General features: G+C 73.5%; 15 protein-coding genes. 9 read left to right on the forward strand and 6 right to left on the reverse strand.

What is annotated here, in order from left to right:
• Nucleotides 1-19: 19 nt before the first annotated feature.
• From ACIQLL_RS15440 to ACIQLL_RS15450, 3 genes are all read left to right on the forward strand, one after another.
• Entirely contained in the window at nt 20-805 is a 786-nt protein-coding gene (locus ACIQLL_RS15440) for an SCO1664 family protein (RefSeq protein WP_402468990.1), read from the forward strand.
• Nucleotides 806-917: 112 nt separating this feature from the next.
• Nucleotides 918-2,090 (forward strand): MarP family serine protease, encoded by a 1,173-nt coding sequence (locus tag ACIQLL_RS15445; protein ID WP_402468993.1) that lies wholly within the window; start codon nt 918-920, stop codon nt 2,088-2,090.
• Between the two features lie 202 nt (nt 2,091-2,292).
• Nucleotides 2,293-2,769, forward strand: coding sequence for a hypothetical protein (locus ACIQLL_RS15450; RefSeq protein ID WP_402468996.1), 477 nt, complete (start codon nt 2,293-2,295; stop codon nt 2,767-2,769).
• Between the two features lie 25 nt (nt 2,770-2,794).
• Here ACIQLL_RS15450 and ACIQLL_RS15455 read toward each other — a convergent pair whose 3' ends face one another.
• The 4 genes from ACIQLL_RS15455 to ACIQLL_RS15470 form a co-directional block, all read right to left on the reverse strand.
• The gene (locus ACIQLL_RS15455; RefSeq protein WP_402468998.1) at nt 2,795-3,076 is read right to left on the reverse strand and encodes a DUF1876 domain-containing protein; all 282 of its coding nucleotides are present in this window, start codon (nt 3,074-3,076) and stop codon (nt 2,795-2,797) included.
• On the reverse strand, nt 3,073-3,813 hold the full coding sequence (locus ACIQLL_RS15460; protein WP_402469001.1) for a DUF4389 domain-containing protein: 741 nt from the start codon (nt 3,811-3,813) through the stop codon (nt 3,073-3,075). Before ACIQLL_RS15460 ends, ACIQLL_RS15455 begins: the two co-directional genes overlap by 4 nt.
• Before the next feature lie 5 nt (nt 3,814-3,818).
• Nucleotides 3,819-4,259: a hypothetical protein gene (locus tag ACIQLL_RS15465; protein WP_402469002.1), complete on the reverse strand. Its 441-nt coding sequence runs from the start codon at nt 4,257-4,259 to the stop codon at nt 3,819-3,821.
• 142 nt (nt 4,260-4,401) lie between these two features.
• Nucleotides 4,402-5,598: an NAD(P)/FAD-dependent oxidoreductase gene (locus ACIQLL_RS15470; protein WP_402469004.1), complete on the reverse strand. Its 1,197-nt coding sequence runs from the start codon at nt 5,596-5,598 to the stop codon at nt 4,402-4,404.
• A gap of 87 nt (nt 5,599-5,685) precedes the next feature.
• Between ACIQLL_RS15470 and ACIQLL_RS15475 the strand changes: the two genes are divergently transcribed.
• The 6 genes from ACIQLL_RS15475 to ACIQLL_RS15500 all read left to right on the forward strand — a co-directional run bounded on the left by ACIQLL_RS15475 (nt 5,686) and on the right by ACIQLL_RS15500 (nt 12,303).
• Nucleotides 5,686-7,365: a DHA2 family efflux MFS transporter permease subunit gene (locus ACIQLL_RS15475; RefSeq protein WP_402469005.1), complete on the forward strand. Its 1,680-nt coding sequence runs from the start codon at nt 5,686-5,688 to the stop codon at nt 7,363-7,365.
• A gap of 174 nt (nt 7,366-7,539) precedes the next feature.
• Nucleotides 7,540-8,856, forward strand: coding sequence for a UDP-N-acetylglucosamine 1-carboxyvinyltransferase (murA, locus tag ACIQLL_RS15480; protein WP_402469008.1), 1,317 nt, complete (start codon nt 7,540-7,542; stop codon nt 8,854-8,856).
• A 107-nt stretch (nt 8,857-8,963) separates the two neighbouring features.
• The gene (locus tag ACIQLL_RS15485; protein ID WP_402469010.1) at nt 8,964-9,752 is read left to right on the forward strand and encodes a hypothetical protein; all 789 of its coding nucleotides are present in this window, start codon (nt 8,964-8,966) and stop codon (nt 9,750-9,752) included.
• Nucleotides 9,752-10,447, forward strand: coding sequence for a class F sortase (locus tag ACIQLL_RS15490; protein ID WP_402469012.1), 696 nt, complete (start codon nt 9,752-9,754; stop codon nt 10,445-10,447). The genes ACIQLL_RS15485 and ACIQLL_RS15490 overlap by 1 nt, the downstream gene beginning before the upstream one ends.
• Before the next feature lie 93 nt (nt 10,448-10,540).
• Complete coding sequence (locus tag ACIQLL_RS15495; RefSeq protein ID WP_402469015.1) at nt 10,541-11,296, forward strand: lysophospholipid acyltransferase family protein; 756 nt, start codon at nt 10,541-10,543, stop codon at nt 11,294-11,296.
• Nucleotides 11,293-12,303 carry an NAD(P)H-dependent glycerol-3-phosphate dehydrogenase gene (locus tag ACIQLL_RS15500; RefSeq protein ID WP_402469016.1) on the forward strand — a complete coding sequence of 337 codons (1,011 nt, stop codon included), beginning with the start codon at nt 11,293-11,295 and terminating at the stop codon, nt 12,301-12,303. The genes ACIQLL_RS15495 and ACIQLL_RS15500 overlap by 4 nt, the downstream gene beginning before the upstream one ends.
• Before the next feature lie 30 nt (nt 12,304-12,333).
• On the opposite strand, the gene ACIQLL_RS15505 is transcribed toward ACIQLL_RS15500, so the two are convergent.
• Both ACIQLL_RS15505 and ACIQLL_RS15510 read right to left on the reverse strand, forming a co-directional pair.
• Entirely contained in the window at nt 12,334-13,014 is a 681-nt protein-coding gene (locus ACIQLL_RS15505) for an AMIN-like domain-containing (lipo)protein (protein WP_402469019.1), read from the reverse strand.
• A gap of 47 nt (nt 13,015-13,061) precedes the next feature.
• Nucleotides 13,062-14,219 carry a trans-sulfuration enzyme family protein gene (locus ACIQLL_RS15510; RefSeq protein ID WP_402469022.1) on the reverse strand — a complete coding sequence of 386 codons (1,158 nt, stop codon included), beginning with the start codon at nt 14,217-14,219 and terminating at the stop codon, nt 13,062-13,064.
• Between the last annotated feature and the right edge of the window lie 16 nt (nt 14,220-14,235).

Genomic DNA, 14,235 nt, shown 5'->3' on the forward strand with positions numbered 1-14,235 from the left:
CGAGCCCGTCGACGGCGCCGTGACCGGCGCGCGAGCCGATCTCCAGCACGACACCCTCGACGTCGTCGGCCGCATCCCCACGGCCTCGAACGCCACGTTCGTCGGGCGGATCGGCCGCGCCCCGGTCGTCTACAAGCCCGTGGCCGGTGAGAAGCCGCTGTGGGACTTCCCGGGCGGCACGCTCGCCCACCGCGAGGTCGCGGCCTACCTGGTCTCGGAGTCGTTCGGCGGGGGGATCGTGCCCCGGACCTGGCTGCGCGACGGACCGTTCGGCCCGGGCATGGTCCAGCTCTGGCAGGAGCAGGACCGCGACCAGAGCCCGGTCGACGTCGTCCCGTCGTCCGACGCACCGGGCGACGGGTGGCGCGTGGTCCTCGAGGGCAGCGGCGACGACGGCGGGCCGGTCTGCCTGGTCCACGAGGACTCGCCGTCCCTGCGGCGCATGGCCCTGTTCGACGCCGTCGTCAACAACGCCGACCGCAAGGGCGGCCACGTGCTGCCCCTGCCGGACGGGCGCCGCCTCGGCGTCGACCACGGCGTCACCTTCCACGTGGAGCCGAAGCTGCGCACGGTGCTGTGGGGGTGGCTGGGCGAGCCGTTGCTGGCCGACGAGCTCGACGGCGTCCGGCGGGTGCGCACCGGGCTGGACGACGACGGCGGTGCCGGCCTGGGCGGCCGTCTCGCGTCGCTGCTGGCCCCGGACGAGGTCGCGGCGCTCGCCGACCGCTGCGACCGGCTGCTGCGCACGGCGCGGTTCCCGTCGCCCGAGGGCGACATGCCGTCCGTCCCGTGGCCGTTGTTCTGACCGACCGGGCGGGGCGACGCCGTCGGCACCCGCCGCGTGCCTCCCAGCGCGCACCCAGGACGACCGCGTATGCTCCGGCGTCCTCGCAGCCCCACACCCGCGGAGGGACCCCGTGACCCTGCTCGACCTCCTGCTCGTCGCCGTCCTGGTCGTCGCGCTGCTGTCCGGGCTGAGCCGCGGTCTGCTGGCCACGTTGGGCGGCCTGGTGGGGCTCGTCGTCGGGGGCGTGGCGGCGTTCCTGCTGGTCCCGCTGGCCGTCGACGCCCTGCCGACGTCGCAGTGGCGCGGGCCGGTCTCGGTGCTCCTGGCCGTCGCGCTGCCGCTGGTCGGCGCCTCGATCGGGTCCGGCGTGGGGCACAGCCTGCGGCGGCAGGTGGACCGCACCGCGCTGCGTCCGGTCGAGCGACTGCTGGGCGGGGTGGCGAACGTCCTGGTGGCGGCCGTGGCGCTGTCGTTCGTCGGGGCCACGCTCACGGCCACGGGTGCGCCGGGGGTCGCCTCCGCGGTGTCGTCCTCCGCGGTGCTGCGCGCGATCGAGGACCACACGCCGACGCCGGTCGGTCGCGCGCTCGCCCAGGCCCAGGCCATGGTGCTCGACGACGGTCTGCCCCGGCTGGACGGGCTCCTGGACCCGCGCCGTACGACGACGGCCCCCGACGTCGACCTCGACGACCCGGCGCTGGAGGCCGCGGCGCAGTCCGTGGCGAAGGTGTGGGGCACGGCGTACGCGTGCGGGACGGGCGTGACCGGTTCCGGGTTCGCCGTCGGGCCGGACCGGGTGGTGACGAACGCGCACGTCGTGGCCGGCGTCGAGCGGCCGCTCGTCGAGCTGCCCGGCCGTGCCGCGCTGGAGGGCCGTGTCGTCTACTTCGACCCCGAGGCCGACCTCGCCGTCGTGGCCGTCGACGGGCTGGACGCGGAGCCGCTGGACGTGGCACCGGTGCTGGACGTCGGTGACCCCGCCGTCGTCCAGGGGTATCCCCACGGCGGACCCTTCACCTCCACGGGGGCCGAGGTGCTCGACGTCGGCTCGGCCCGCATCCCGACCAGCGGCGGCATCGGCGGTGCCGACCGCGACATCTACGTGCTCGCCGCCGAGGTCCGGCCCGGGAACTCCGGGGGACCGGTGCTGTCCACGGACGGCGACGTCGTCGGCGTGATCTTCGCCCGCTCGGCGTCGGGCGACGACCTGGCCTACGGCGTGACCACCACGGAGCTGATGCCCGTGGCCGCCCGGGCCCCCGACCTGGACGCCGCCGTGACGCCGGGGAGCTGCGCCGCCTGAACCCGGCCGTCCCTGGGACCGTCCGGTCCCCGCCGGGGGACCTTCGGCCCTGTCCGCCGAGCGGCGTCGCGCCGAGCCTGGGAGGTGGAAGGGAGACGTCATGGGCCCGGCCTCTGCCTCTCGCCCGGCACCCCGCCCCGCGGCCTGGCGCGCCGTCGGTCGCTGCGTCGTCGTCAGTGTCCCCCTGCTCGTCAGGGGCCGGGTGCGGCAGCCGCGGTCCGCCGTCGGCCGGGTCGTGCGGTTCGCCGACGGCACGCAGGGCCGCGTCTACCGGGAGACGGTCGCGGCCCGGTCGCCGAGCGAGCCCTGCTTCCTCGCCGTCGCGTTCCGGCTCCGGGGGATCCGTGGTGATCGCGGGCACGCGCTCTTCCGCGCCGAGAGCCTGCTCAACACCCCGCTGTTCGTCGGGTTCCCCGGGTTCGTGTCCAAGCTGTGGCTCGCCGCCGACGAGCGGCACCTCTACCGCGGCCTGTACGAGTGGGACGGCGCCGAGCGCGCCGAGGCCTACGCCTGCTCCCTGTGGCGCGTGCTCGAGCTCGTGAGCGAACGAGGCTCGATCGACTACCGGGTCGTGCCCGGTCTGACTCGGGACGACGCCCTGGCCCGGCCCGTCCCGGTCGGTGCCGCGGAGGCCGCCGACGGCTGGTGGCGGGTGGCCGCACGATCGCCCGGCAGGTGACCCGACCGGGAACAGCGGGAGGTGCTCAGGCGGTCAGGTGCACCGGGTGGTGCTCGAAAGCGGCGATGTCGTCCGACGTCGCCGCCAGCAGCCGGTCCGCCAGGTCGCGCAGCGCACGGGCGGTGGCGAGCTCCTCTCCGATCTCGGGGACGGACGGGTCGTCGGGGTTGCGACGGGCCTCGCCGCGGCCCTCGAGAGAAGTGCCGGCCGACGTGGTGAGCGTGGCGTGTGCCGAGGTGAGGCGGCCCTCGCGCACCAGGTCGTCGGAGTCGAAGAGCTGGACGGCGATGTTCCAGGTGTGGGTCATGGGAGTTCTCCTGTCGATGGGGCCGGCGGCCGGGCCGGGTCCCGGCCGCCGAGGTCGAGGCGGAACGGGGGGTAGACGTCGGTCATGAGGCCGGCGTACACGGCGACGCGGAACACCCACCGCTGCATCCCGATCACCAGGTCGAACATGCCGCGCGGGTAGCGGTTCCGGAACAGCAGCACGACCGCCGCGAAGAGGACGAGCACGCTCACGAGGCCCGCGTACGGCGGGGTGTCGACGACGACGGTGCCTCCCGACGCGGTGTCGATCGTCTGGCTGCTGCCTCCGCCGAGGAACAGGGCGACGACCACGTAGTGCGGTAGCGCGAGCAGCCACCACTTGACCAGCACGAGTCCGCGCGACAGCCGTCCCGGCGGGGCGATCTCGAGGCGGGCCGGGTAGTCGGGCACGTCGGCGAGAGTGAACGGCGGGTAGCGGTCGGTGCCGAGCGCCCCGTAGCCGTAGTAGGAGACCCGCCAGCTCCAGCGCAGCACGCCGACGGCGAACTCGAAGATCCACCGGGGGTACCGGGCCGTGAACAAGATCGCGAAGAAGGCGACCACGGTCAGCACCGCGAGGGCGAGCCAGAGGAAGACCAGCACGACGACGTGCGGGACGAGGAGCAGCCACTTGATCAGCCAGAGCCCGCGGGACAGGTCCGCCGGCGGGTCGGCGTCCACGAGGACGGGGGGCGGGACGGCGGCGTCCGGGGCGGAGGACGTCGAGGAGGCGGACATGCCGGTCACCTCGTCCCGTCGACGAGCCGGACGAGGGCCACGATGATCCCGATCCCGCTGCCCACGGCGGCGACCACGAGGAGGATCCGGACCAGGAGCTCCCAGTCGAACGTGTGCCCGGGGAAGGCGAACGGGAAGACCCCCCAGACCGTCGCGATCGCGACCAGGCCGACGGCGGTGACGACGATGTCGCCGAGCGCCCGCAGGCGCGGCGGGTCGGCCACGACGTAGACGAGGTCGGCCACGAGGCCGACGACGATCGCGGCGTCGACCGCCGGCAGGACCTCCACGGTCCGTGCGGTGAGGAACGGCACCGCCTCCCACCCCGGCCAGGCGTGGATCAGCAGCAGGATGACGAGGTTGGCCCCGACGGCGAACAGGTAGCCGACCCGTCGGGCACCCGTGGCGTGTCGCTCGCCGGCCCGGGCGGCGGGTGCTGTCTCCATGGCTCGACCTCCGATCGGCCGGTCGCCCTGTGCGTCCACCGCCATCGTCGCGCGCCGCGCGTCCGCCGTCACGGGCCGTCGGACCTGTCCGTCCCGGGACCTTCGGCGGCCGCCACCCCCAGCCGGCTCGGCGCGGGGAACGTCAGGGGAGCCCGACCCTGCCCGCCTTCATCTTTGCCAGCGAGTACTTCTCGAACCCGACCTTGAACGCGTGGTTCTGCGGCCCGGGCACCATGACGGCCGCCTTGCGCGGAGGCAGCATGTGGTCGGCGACCATCGCGACACCGTTGTTGCCCGCGTCCATGACGCACAGCGCCGGGATCTTCGCGAACTCCTTGGCCGCGGTCGGTTCCTCGCCGCGCACCTGGGAGACGATGTTCTTCGCGGCGATGTGGGCCTGCTGCTCGCTGGGGAACCCGGTCTTGGGGATGCCGGTGGCGACCTGCGTGGTCCACGGCACGGGGACGGCGGCGGCGATCCCGACGGCGTAGACGTCGTCCCAGCGCTCCGACTGGTACGTGGGCCGCACGGGGACGTAGTTGCCGGCGTCGACGAGGCCGGGCGTCCTCGCGAGGAAGTCCTGGCCCCGGAACGGCGGCACGATCATGGCGAACGTGTAGGGGATCTCTCGTCCGTCGGCGAGCTCCACGGCGTCGGGGCGGATCGCCTTCATCGACTGGTTCGTCTCGACGGTGATGCCCTCCTTCTTCGCGAACATCCTCATGAGCGTGCGGGCGCCGGGCATCCCGTCGATGCCGAAGTGCCCCGCGTAGGGCTCGGAGGTGACGTAGGTGAGCCCGACCTCGCCGTGCAGCCCGGCGCGCCGCAGCTGGTAGGAGGTGTTGAACAGGAACTCGTAGGCCGCCCCGAAGCAGCTCGCGCGCTGCGTGGCCCCGATCACCACGTCGCCCGGGTCGTCGAGGAACCGGCGCCAGGCGTCGGAGGTCCGCTCGGCGTCGGGCAGGGTCGTGATGGTCGGGGTCTCGCGCATCCCCGGCACGACGTCCAGGTCGTTGCGGTACCCGGTGGCGATGACGAGGTAGTCGTAGTCGAGCGTTCCCTGCGTCGTCTCGACGCGATGCTCTCCCGGGTCGACGGCGGTGGCCGCGCCGTGGACGAACGGCACGCCACGCTTCGCGAGGGTGGGGGCGACCGGGAACGAGACGTCGGTGCGCCCGCGGCGGCCGAAGGGCAGCCAGATGAGCGAGGGGTTGAACACGAACCGGTCCGACGGCGACACGACGGTCACGTCGGCGGCGCGGCCCAGGTGGGACTTCACGGACAGTGCCGCGGTCAACCCGGCGAAGCTGCTGCCGAGGACCAGGACTCGAGCGGACATGGTGACTCCTCCGTCGACCGTCCCCCGATACCCCTCAGGGTATCACCGCGGAGATGGCGCCGCCCCCGGGGGAGCATGATGTCCACCATGACCTCCGCGACCGGTCCAGGGACCGTCCAGCCGCTCGTCGACCTGCACGGACGCTCCGCATGGAGCGTCCTGCCGCCGCTGATCCTCGGCTTCTTCATGATCATGGTCGACACCACGATCGTGAACATCGCGATCCCGACGCTGACGGACGCGTTCTCGGCCTCCCTGGTGGAGGTCGGGTGGGTCAACAGCGCCTACCTGCTCTCGTACGCCGTGCTGATGCTGCTGGCGGGCCGTCTGGGTGACCGGTACGGCCCCAAGGCGGTGTTCGTGACCGGCCTGGTCGTCTTCACGGTGTTCTCGTTCCTCTGCGGGTTCTCCGGGGAGATCGGCAGCTCGCCGGAGATCGGCTGGCTCATCGGGTTCCGGGTGGCGCAGGGCGTCGGGGCGGCGCTCATGACCCCGCAGACGATGTCCATGATCACGCGCGTCTTCCCGGCGCAGCAGCGTGGCGGGGCGCTGGGGCTGTGGGGGGCGACGGCGGGGGTCGCCACGATCGCGGGGCCGCTGCTGGGCGGGATCCTCGTCGAGACGATCGGCTGGGAGTGGATCTTCTACGTCAACATCCCGATCGGGGTGGCGGCGCTGTGGTTCTCGTTCGCGCGGCTGCCGCACCTGGCCTCCCGCGACACGACGATCGACTCGCTCGGCGTCGTGCTCTCGGTGCTCGGCCTCGGCGCGATCGTCTTCGGGCTGCAGGAGGGGTCCACGTACGACTGGGGCACGCTGTGGGGTCCGCTGACGGTCTGGAACGTCATCGGCGGCGGCCTGGTGGTCCTGGGGATCTTCGTGTGGTGGCAGCACCGGCAGGCGGACGCCGCGCTGCTGCCGCTGCGGCTGTTCCGCTCGCGCAACTTCTCGCTGGCGAACGTGGACGGCATGGTCGTCACGTTCGCGATGATCGGCATCTTCTTCCCGCTGACGATCTTCCTGCAGTCGGTGCTGGGACTGACGCCGATCCAGGCCGCGCTGGTGATGGTCCCCGGGTCGCTCGTCTCCGGCGTGGTCGCGCCGTTCGCCGGGCGGCTCTCCGACAGGGTCCCGGCCAAGTGGGTGGTCGCGGCGGGCTTCGTGTCGATCGCCGGTGCCGTGGTGTGGATCGCCGGGGTCATGGACGCCGACATGTCGCCCTGGACCTTCCTGTGGCCGATGGGGCTCTTCGGCCTGGGGACGGGACTGACGTTCTCCCCGCTGTCGAACCTCGCCACCTCCGGCCTGGACCACCGCACGGCGGGCGCGGGCGCCGGCGCGTTCAACACCAACCGGCAGGTGGGCGGCGTCATCGGGTCGGCGGCGATCGTGGCGATGCTCAGCTCACGACTCGGCGTGACGATCCCGGCGGCCGCCTCCGACGCCGCGGCCGACCTGCCCGAGCAGTACCGCCAGGCGTTCGTCGACGGCGTCGCGCAGGCGGCGGGGTCGGCGGAGCAGGCCGGGCAGGGCGGGTTCCAGGTGCCGGACGGGGTGCCCGACGACGTCGCGGCGCAGCTCGGTGCAGCGGCCCAGCACGCGGTGGGCTCCGGGTTCGCGACCGCCGCCGGCCAGTCCCTGCTGCTCGTCGGGGCGGTCCTCCTCGTCGGCGTGGTGTGCGCGGCGTTCATGTCGGCGGACCAGCGACCCGGTCACGATCGCGTCGACTCCGGCGCGCCCCCGCGCGAGTCCGCGCCCAGCGCGTGAAGGTGTGGTGAACGTGAATAACGCGGGTGCGCCGGTGGTTGGCACCACCGGGTCGGCGGGGGCAGGATCGGTCCCGCTGCGCACGATCCGTGCGACGCGAGCCCCGGGCCCGCACCGCGGCAGCGCCACCGTGCTGCCGGAGAACCCCGTGACGACAGGATGAACGACGAAGCCATGACTGATCTGCTGTACGTGAACGGCGGTACGCCGCTGCGGGGCACCATCGAGGTGCGTGGGGCCAAGAACTTCGTGTCCAAGGCGATGGTGGCCTCCCTGCTCGGCGAGTCGGCCAGCGTCCTGCGCAACGTGCCGCAGATCCGCGACGTCGGCGTCGTCTCCGGCCTGCTGGAGCTGCACGGGGTCAACGTCAAGTACGACCCGGACGCCGGCATCCTCGACCTGGACCCCTCGAACGTCGAGTCGGCGCACGTGGCCGACATCGACGCCCACGCCGGGTCCAGCCGCATCCCCATCCTGTTCTGCGGACCCCTGCTGCACCGCCTCGGCGAGGCGTTCATCCCGGACCTGGGCGGCTGCCGCATCGGCGACCGGCCGATCAACTACCACCTGGACATCCTGCGCCAGTTCGGCGCCGTGGTGGACAAGCGCCCCAACGGTATCCACCTGCGCGCCCCGCGCCGCCTGCAGGGCACCCGGATCGAGCTGCCGTACCCGTCCGTGGGCGCCACGGAGCAGCTCCTGCTGACGGCCGTCCGGGCGGAGGGCATCACCGAGCTGACCGGTGCGGCCACCGAGCCGGAGATCATGGACCTCATCGCCGTCCTGCAGAAGATGGGTGCCATCATCTCGGTCGACACCGACCGTGTGATCCGCATCGAGGGCGTGGACCGTCTCGACGGGTACGCGCACACGGCCCTCGGCGACCGCATCGAGGCGGCCTCCTGGGCCTCGGCCGCCCTGGCCACCGGCGGCGACGTCACCATCAAGGGCGCCTCGCAGCCGGAGATGATGACGTTCCTCAACACCTTCCGCAAGGTCGGGGGCCAGTTCGACGTCCAGGACGACGGCATCCGGTTCTGGCACCCCGGCGGCGACCTGCGGCCCATCGTGCTCGAGACCGACGTCCACCCGGGCTTCATGACGGACTGGCAGCAGCCCCTCGTGGTGGCGCTCACCCAGGCCACCGGGCTGTCGATCGTGCACGAGACGGTCTACGAGAACCGCTTCGGGTTCACCGAGGCGCTGCGCCAGATGGGCGCCACGATCCAGGTCTACAAGGAGTGCCTGGGCGGCGGGGACTGCCGGTTCGGTCAGCGCAACTTCCACCACTCCGCCGTCGTGTCCGGGCCGACGACGCTCGAGGCCGCCGACATCGAGGTCCCCGACCTGCGGGGCGGGTTCTCCCACCTCATCGCGGCGCTCGCCGCGAAGGGCACGTCCACCGTGCGCGGGATCAGCCTCATCGACCGTGGCTACGAGTCCTTCCAGGACAAGCTCGTCGCGCTCGGGGCCGACGTCTCGCGCGACTGAGCGCGCGGGTCCGGATCGGTCGAGATCCGGACCCATCCGCTCCGGGGAGTGCTCCGAACCCTTGTCATGGGCCGCGAACGTCGTGGTCCGTGACGAAGGGATCGATCATGAAGGCACGTACCCGAGCCGCGCTCGTCGCGCCCGCTCTCTCGCTCGCCGGACTGCTCGCCGTCGCCGGACCGGCCTCGGCCGCGGACGGCACCGCCCAGGGCGACCTCACGCCGGTCCCGCTCAACGGCGTGGACGGCAGCGGCGACGCGATGGTGTGGGTGGACGGCACGACCCTCACCGTCGAGTTCGCGGCCTCCGGCCTGCTGGCCGGCAGCCCGCACGCCGCGCACCTGCACTACGGCGAGGACGCCAAGAACCAGTGCCCCGTCGAGGGCGACGACGCCGACGGGTCCGGCACCATCACGACCTCGGAGGGCGTGCCCTCCTACGGGTCCGTGCAGGTCTCCCTGACCACCAAGGGTGACACCTCGGGCGACTCGGCCCTGGCCGTCGACCGCTTCGACACCGCGAAGAACGGTGAGATCGACTACCAGCGGGGTTCGATCGAGGTGTCGCAGGACATCGCGGACGACATCCTCGCCGGTGACGTCGCGCTCGTCGTGCACGGCGTCGACTACGACGGCAGCGGTGCCTACGACGGCGACACCGAGTCGGACCTCGACCCGTCGCTGCCGGCCGAGGCCACCGACCCCGCCCTGTGCGGCATCCTGACCGCCTCGCAGATGGACGAGATGCCTGCCGGTGGCGTCCAGACCGGTTCCGGTGAGACCGCCGGCGTCGAGAACGTCGGCCTGATCGCCGGTGGTGGCGTCGCTCTCCTCGCGGGCGCCGGCGTGGCCGCGGGTCTCGTCGCCCGCCGTCGGACCGCGAACCAGGACTCCTGATGCCGTCCCGACGCGTGGCCGTCGTCGTCGCCGCCGGGCTGCTGGTCGGCGGCGGGACGGCGGTCGCCGTCGGGCTGGGGACCCAGGAGCCGGCACCGGCGCCGGTCGCCGCCGAGGACACCTCGGCGCGGCCGGCGCCGTCGCCCACCCCGTCCGGGGAGGCGCTGCCGGGCCCGGTCGCCGACCCGACGCGAAGCCCCTCTCCCACCGCGCAGGAGGCCGAACCCTCCGCGGAACCGACGGCGAGGAGCGCCGCCCCCGTGCGGGTGCGCATCCCCGCGATCGACGTCGACTCCACGCTCCTGCACCTGGGCCTGAACGGTGACGGCACCCTCGAGGTGCCGGCAGGTGACGACATCGACAGCGCCGCCTGGTTCGACGGGTCGCCGCGTCCCGGCGACGACGGCCCCGCGGTGATCGAGGGGCACGTCGACAGCCCGAACGGCGAGTCCGTCTTCTACCACCTGTCCGAGCTCGAACCCGGTCAGCGGGTGCACGTCGACCGCAAGGACGGCAGCACCGTCACCTTCGAGGTCGATCGCGTGGCGGCGTACGACAAGGACGAGTTCCCCACCCGGCAGGTCTACGCGAACGCGGACCGCCCCGAGCTGCGCGTGATCACCTGCGGCGGCGACTGGGACCCGAGCGTGGGCCACTACGAGGACAACACGGTCGTGTACGCCCACCAGGTGTGACGTCCCCGGTGCGGTGCCCGACGGCGGCGGTCCCGGCCCGGCCCCGGGTCCCGGGAGGCCCCGGCCGCCGTCGGGCAGGTAGGCTCAGTGGCCGTGCCCATCGCCAGACCCGAGTCGCGGACCTACCGACTCATCGCGAAGATCGTCCGCCCGCTGATGTTCTCGGTGTGCCGCTACGAGTGGAGCGGCGCCGAGAACCTGCCGACCACCGGCGGATTCATCGCCGCGGCCAACCACGTGACCGAGCTCGACGCGCTGACGTTCGTGCACTACCTGTTCGACCAGGGCTACGAGCCGCGCGTGCTGGCCAAGCGCAGCCTGTTCGACGCCCCGGTGGTCGGCGGGGTGCTGCGCGGCACCAACATGATCCCGGTCGAGCGGGGGAGCGCGGCCGCGGCCGCCTCCCTGGAACGCGCCGGCCGCGAGCTCGGGGACGGCGCCTGCGTGGCGATCTTCCCCGAGGGCACGCTGACGCGAGACCCCGACCGCTGGCCCATGGAGCCCAAGACGGGACTGGCCCGCGTGGCCCTGGCCTCGAAGCTCCCGGTGGTACCGGTCGCGCAGTGGGGTGCGGAGCGCATCCTGCCCCGCTACGGCAAGCTGCCCAAGCCGTTCGGCCGCAAGCGGGTCCAGGTGCACGCCGGCAGACCGGTCGACCTGTCGGACCTCTACGACCGGCCGATCGACGCCACGACCCTGCGCGAGGCCATGAACCGCGTGATGGACGCCATCACCGCCGAGCTGGCCGTGATCCGTGCCGAGGAGCCGCCCGCGCGCCGCTTCGACCTGCGCAAGCACCCTGAGTACGAGACCAGGCAGCGCGAGTACCCCCCGGTGGAGCGCCCGTGAGCGCGCCGCGCGCCGCCGTGCTCGGTGCGGGCTCCTGGGGCACCACGTTCGCCGCGGTCCTGGCCGACGCCGGCTGCGAGGTCACGCTGTGGGGCCGGGACGAGGCCGTGGTGCGTCAGGTGGCCACGGACCGCCGCAACCCCCGGTACCTCCCCGACGTCGAGCTGCCGCCGATGGGCGCGACGACGGACGCCGCGGCCGCGCTGGCCGGGGCTCGCCTCGTCGTCGTGGCGATCCCGTCGCAGGTGGCCCGCACCACGCTGGAGGGCCTGCGCGAGCACCTGGAGCCGGACGCCGTCGTCGTGTCCCTCATGAAGGGCGTCGAGCTCAGCACCGACAAGCGCATGAGCCAGGTGGTCTCGGAAGCCCTCGACATCGACCCCGGTCGCGTCGCCGTCGTCTCCGGTCCGAACCTCGCCCTGGAGATCGCCACCCGCCAGCCCACCGCGACCGTGGTGGCGTGCACCGACGAGGCGAACGCCCGCCTCGTGGCCGACGCCTGCTCCAACTCCTACTTCCGCCCGTACACGAACTCCGACGTCGTCGGGGTCGAGCTCTGCGGTGCGGTGAAGAACGTCATCGCCCTGGCGATCGGCATGGCGCAGGGACGCGGTTTCGGTTGGAACACCACCGCCACCGTGATCACGCGCGGGCTGGTCGAGATCACCCGGCTGGGACGGGCCCTGGGCGCGCAGAGCGAGACGTTCGCCGGCCTGGCGGGCATGGGGGACCTGGTCGCCACCTGTGCCTCCCCGCTGTCCCGCAACCACACGCTGGGCAAGCACATCGGTCAGGGGATGTCGCTGGACGACGCCCTGGTGGCCACCGGCACCACCGCGGAGGGCGTCAAGTCCTCCCGGTCCGTCCTGGAGCTCGCGCAGAAGCACGGCGTCGACATGCCGATCACGGCGGGCGTGGTCGCCGTCCTCCACGAGGGGCTCTCGGTGGACGACATGGCCCGGGCGCTGCTGTCCCGGCCGCAGAAGGCCGAGGACCGCACCGACTGACCGCGCCGGCCGGCGGCGTCCTGCCGGGGTTCAGTGCCCGACGTCGACGACGACGCGGGCGGGGTCGTCGAGGCCGAAGACGCGGAAGGGCCGCGGCTCGCCGTCCACGCCGACGAACGCCGTCGTCTGTCCCTCGAAGACGAACCGGTAGACGACCTGGTCGATCGACGTCCCCGGTCCGTCCACCGGGTCGCCGCCGTACTCGGTGACCCCGGAGTCCATCGGCATCGCGGTGCCGGTCAGGACGACCTGCAGGACGGCGTCGCCGTCGACCTCCACCGGGTTCCCGCTGCCGTCGTCCAGCGCCTCGTCGACGTACTCGACGCGCCAGCCGGGGGTGCCCTCACCGTCGAGCTCGAACACCACCCGGTCGTAGCCGTCGTGCGCCGCCGCGCGGACGTCGGTCACGGTGAGCATCGCACCGTCCCCGGGTTCGGCCTCGGCCAGGGCGGTGCCGCCCTCGAACGGTTCGTCGGGCTCGTCGGACGCGGCGTCGTCGGTCCCCGCGTCCGTCGGCTCCGCGCTCTCCTCGTCGGAGGCCGGCGGGCTGCTCGTCCCCGGGTCCGTCGGCTCCGTGGCGGTGGCCGACGCCGCGGGCTCCCCGCCCGTGCCGTAGCCGGGCAGGTCGGCGCCGTCGCAGCCGGCGACCAGCAGGGCCGCGCCGCCAGCGAGCAGCACGGCCAGGGTCCGACGTCGGTGCAGCGTGCGCATGGTGCCTCCCGGTCGTGGCGGCTCGGGCCGGTAGCCCTGACCTCACCCTAGGCGTGTGCCGTGCGCCCGGCGAGCGCCCGCTCCAGGTCCGCCCACAGGTCCTCGACGTCCTCCACCCCGACGGAGAGCCGGAGCAGGTCCTCGGGGACCGTCGCCGACTCGGTCGCGAACCGGCGGCGTCGCTCGAGCGTGGACTCCACGCCGCCCAGGGACGTCGCGGGCACCCAGAGCCGCACGGCCGCGACGACGGCGTCGGCCGCGTCGGGTCCACCGTGGGGCCGCAGCCCGAGGACGGCGCCGAAGTGGGTCATCTGGGCGGCGGCCCGCTCGTGCCCGGGATCGGTCGGCAGCGAGGGGTGGCGCACCTCTGCCACGGCGGGGTGCGCGGTCAGCCGGCGGGCGAGCTCGGCGGCGTTCGTGGCCGCCCGCTCGACCCGCAGGTGCAGCGTGCGCAGCCCGCGCAGCGCGAGGAAGACCTCCATCGGGCCGGCGATCGCGCCGTGCATGGTCCGATAGGCACGGATCTCGGCGGCGATCGCGTCGTCGTCGGTGACGACGGCGCCGAGCACGACGTCGGAGTGACCCGCCAGGTACTTGGTCACCGAGTGCACCACGACGTCGGCACCGAGCGCGAGGGGCCGCTGCCCGAGCGGGGTGGCGAACGTGTTGTCCACGATCGAGCGCACCCCGCGCTCGCGCGCGGCCGTGAGGACGGCGCGCAGGTCGGCCACCTCGAGCATCGGGTTGGTCGGCGACTCGGCCACCAGCAGGTCGGCGCCGTCCAGGGCCGCGACGGTCGCCTCGGTGTCCGCGACGTCGACCCGGCGCACCTCGACGCCGTGGCGCCGCGCCCGGTCGTCGAGGAAGCCGAGCGTGACCTGGTAGGCGTGCCGTGGCACCACGACGACGGCACCGGGGGCCAGGTCGCCGATCGCCGCCGCCATCGCGGCCATCCCGGAGGCGAGGACGAGGCCGTGCCGCCCCCCTTCCAGCGTGGCGAGCGCCGCCTCGAACGGCTCCCAGGTCTCGGTGCCGTTGCGGGCGTAGAGCAGCTCGTCACCGGGCACGCCCCGCGAGACGTAGGTGGAGCTGAGCACCACGGGCGGGTTGACCGGTCCGCCCTGCACGCGGGCGGGCCGGCCGGCGGTGACGGCGATCGTGCCGGGGGCGTGCGAGGGCTCGGGGGCGCCGTGCTCGTGCGTCATGGCGCCCCAGCCTACG

This window comes from Isoptericola aurantiacus, assembly GCF_044769875.1.
Classification (GTDB): domain Bacteria; phylum Actinomycetota; class Actinomycetes; order Actinomycetales; family Cellulomonadaceae; genus Isoptericola; species Isoptericola aurantiacus.

Bases quoted from the DNA above. Each gene is read 5' to 3' on its own strand.
- ACIQLL_RS15455 (WP_402468998.1), bottom strand. From the start codon at position 3,076: ATGACCCACACCTGGAACATCGCCGTCCAGCTCTTCGACTCCGACGAC.
- ACIQLL_RS15460 (WP_402469001.1), bottom strand. From the start codon at position 3,813: ATGTCCGCCTCCTCGACGTCCTCCGCCCCGGACGCCGCCGTCCCGCCC.
- ACIQLL_RS15465 (WP_402469002.1), bottom strand. From the start codon at position 4,259: ATGGAGACAGCACCCGCCGCCCGGGCCGGCGAGCGACACGCCACGGGT.
- ACIQLL_RS15470 (WP_402469004.1), bottom strand. From the start codon at position 5,598: ATGTCCGCTCGAGTCCTGGTCCTCGGCAGCAGCTTCGCCGGGTTGACC.
- ACIQLL_RS15475 (WP_402469005.1), top strand. From the start codon at position 5,686: ATGACCTCCGCGACCGGTCCAGGGACCGTCCAGCCGCTCGTCGACCTG.
- murA (WP_402469008.1), top strand. From the start codon at position 7,540: ATGACTGATCTGCTGTACGTGAACGGCGGTACGCCGCTGCGGGGCACC.
- ACIQLL_RS15485 (WP_402469010.1), top strand. From the start codon at position 8,964: ATGAAGGCACGTACCCGAGCCGCGCTCGTCGCGCCCGCTCTCTCGCTC.
- ACIQLL_RS15490 (WP_402469012.1), top strand. From the start codon at position 9,752: ATGCCGTCCCGACGCGTGGCCGTCGTCGTCGCCGCCGGGCTGCTGGTC.
- ACIQLL_RS15505 (WP_402469019.1), bottom strand. From the start codon at position 13,014: ATGCGCACGCTGCACCGACGTCGGACCCTGGCCGTGCTGCTCGCTGGC.
- ACIQLL_RS15510 (WP_402469022.1), bottom strand. From the start codon at position 14,219: ATGACGCACGAGCACGGCGCCCCCGAGCCCTCGCACGCCCCCGGCACG.